Genomic DNA, 2,048 nt, shown 5'->3' on the forward strand with positions numbered 1-2,048 from the left:
CCCCTCGCCCTCCCCGGGGGTGTCCACCACCGGGACGGTCGGCGTGCTCTCGCGCGGGCCCACATCGGCCCGCCCCGTCTCCGACTCGAAGTCCCGCACCGGTTCCCCGGCCAGCGCCAACTCGGTGTACCGGGCCCAGATCCGGGCCGGCACACCGCCGCCGCTGATCCGCTCCTCGCCCAGCGCCCCGTACATCGGCACCTGCGCCCCGCTGACCGGGTCCTGACCGAACACCCCGACCACCGTGGCCAGTTCCGGGGTGTAGCCGGCGAACCACGCCGCCTTGTCCTGTTCCGCCGTGCCGGTCTTGCCCGCCGCCGGCCGTCCGGCCGCCAGAGCGGCGATCCCCGTGCCGCTCTCCACCACGCCGCGCAGGATCGAGGTCGTCGAGTCCGCCGCCGCCCGGCTCACCGCCCGCTCCGATCGCGGCCGGGGCAGCTCCACCGCGCGGCCCTCCCGGGTCACCGAGTCCACCAGCACCAGGGGGTGCCGTTCGCCCCGGGCCGCCAACGTGGCGTAGGCGCCCGCCAGATCCAGCGCGCTCGGCGTCGCCGTGCCCAGGGAGATCGACTCCCCGGCCTCGACCAGCCCCGGGGTCTGCTCCGGAAGCCCCAGGGCGATCGCGGTCTCGCGGATCAGGTCGGGCCCCACGTCCACGCCCAGTTGGGCGAAGACCGAGTTCACCGACAGGTCCATCGCCCGGCTCACCGTCACCGTGCCGTGGTGGATGTTCCGCTCGTTGGTCGGTGCCCAGCCCGTGTGGACCCCGTCCCGCCCCATCACCGGCCGTCCGCTGGTGCCGTCGTAGGACGTGTACGGCCCGATCGGCGCCCCGGAACGGGTCACCGAACCGTGCTCCCGCGCCGCCGTGTAGACGAACGGCTTGAAGGTGGAGGCGGCCTGGTGGTCCCGCCGGGTGGCGTTGTTCAGGTACTGCTCGGTGTAGTCCACGCCCCCGTACATCGCCACCACCCGACCGGTGTCCGGCTCCACGGAGGCCGCGCCGGTGCGCAGCGTCGCGTCCTGCGGGCGGTCGGGATCCATCCGCTCCAACAGGTGTTCGCCGACCGCCTCGACCAACGCCTCCTGCTTGTCCGGCTCGAAGGTGGTGGTGATCCGGAAACCACCGGCGGCCAGCTGCCGTTCGTCCAGCGCCCCGCCGGCCAACAGGTGACCGCGGGCCGCCTCGACCAGATAACCGCGCTGTCCGGAGAGCCCGGCGGGCGCGGGCGGTTCCACCGGCTCGGGGAAGGTCGTCGCGGCCCGCTCGGAGGCACTCAGCCACCCCCGGGAGACCATGCCGTCCAGCACGTACTCCCAACGGCCCAGGGCCTGCTCCCGCCGCTCGGGCGCCACCCGCACGTCGTACAGGCTCGGCGCGTTCAGCAGGGCGGCCAGGTAGGCGCCCTCGCCGACGCCCAGCTCCTCCACGTCCTTGTCGTAGTACGCCCGCGCGGCGGCCTGGACGCCGTACGCGCCGCGCCCGAAGTAACTGGTGTTCAGGTAGCCGGCGAGGATCTCGTCCTTGGACGCCTCCCTGTCCAGTTTCACCGCGATGAAGAACTCCCGCCCCTTGCGGGAGAGGGTCTGCCGTTGGTCCAGGTAGTAGTTCTTCACGTACTGCTGGGTGATGGTGGAGCCCGACTGCCGGGCCTCGCCGCGCAGCATCCGCCAGGCGGCCCTGGCCATGCCCTTGGGATCGATGGCCGAGGTGGTGTAGAAGTCCCGGTCCTCCGCGGAGAGGACGGCCAGCCGCACGTGTTCGGGCACCCGCTCCAGGGAGACGTTCTCCCGGTTCACCTCGCCGGTGCGGGCCAGCGGCGAACCGTCCGCGTACAGCCAGACGTTGGCCTGGGCCGCCGCCGCCTCCCGGGGGTGGGGGATGTCCACCAGCAGGTAGCCGGCGACCAGGATCCCGCCGACGGCGACCACCGCCGCCGCCACCGACCCGAGCAGCACCCGCCGCCAGCGGCTGCGGCGGGTGGTCGGCCCCCGCCCGGGACGCGGCTCCCAGCCGGGGTGCCGACCCGACCGCCGCTCCCCGGGGC

1 protein-coding gene is annotated in these 2,048 nt (G+C 74.0%); it reads right to left on the bottom strand.

What is annotated here, in order from left to right:
- A partial coding sequence (locus FNQ90_RS20980) for a transglycosylase domain-containing protein (protein ID WP_407699408.1) occupies positions 1–2,048 on the bottom strand: 2,048 nt, incomplete at both ends.

Origin of the sequence: Streptomyces alkaliphilus (assembly GCF_014141535.1) — a bacterium.
GTDB classification, from domain to species: domain Bacteria; phylum Actinomycetota; class Actinomycetes; order Streptomycetales; family Streptomycetaceae; genus Streptomyces; species Streptomyces alkaliphilus.